The sequence below is a fragment of the Pseudoalteromonas sp. SR44-8 genome (genome assembly GCF_014163635.1).
GTDB classification, from domain to species: Bacteria; Pseudomonadota; Gammaproteobacteria; order Enterobacterales; family Alteromonadaceae; genus Pseudoalteromonas; species Pseudoalteromonas rhizosphaerae.
Window position 1 is genome coordinate 1 of the sequence record NZ_JACJDS010000105.1, and the last position, 382, is coordinate 382.

Genomic DNA, 382 nt, shown 5'->3' on the forward strand with positions numbered 1-382 from the left:
TATCAGGTGTAAAGTTTTGCATGTCTTGCTTAGGGCCAGTCGCCCAGCCAGCTACTTTTTTCATTTGTTCAGTAAACGGCTTAACGGTAAACGTGATATGAATAGGGTCATCAGCATCGGTGGGCGCAAAGCCTCGCGGAAATCCGCGGTGGTGATAATTAGGATGAGTAACAGTAAACTCAATCGATGCATAGGCGTTGGGCTGTAATAAATCCAAACGCTCCCGTGGGAAGGTAATTGGCTCATTAGCATAGGCCGTTTTAAAATATTTATAACCAAAATCAATACCACAACTACTATGACCACACGACTCTGAATAGGCCGACTTTATCAAAAAAGGAAATTCTGGCACTGAGCCATCTTCTGTTTCAATCGTCACAAC

1 pseudogene is annotated in these 382 nt (G+C 43.5%); it reads right to left on the minus strand.

Annotated features, from left to right (window positions below):
- Nucleotides 1-382: pseudogene (locus H5183_RS21515) on the minus strand (hypothetical protein); the annotation flags it as partial.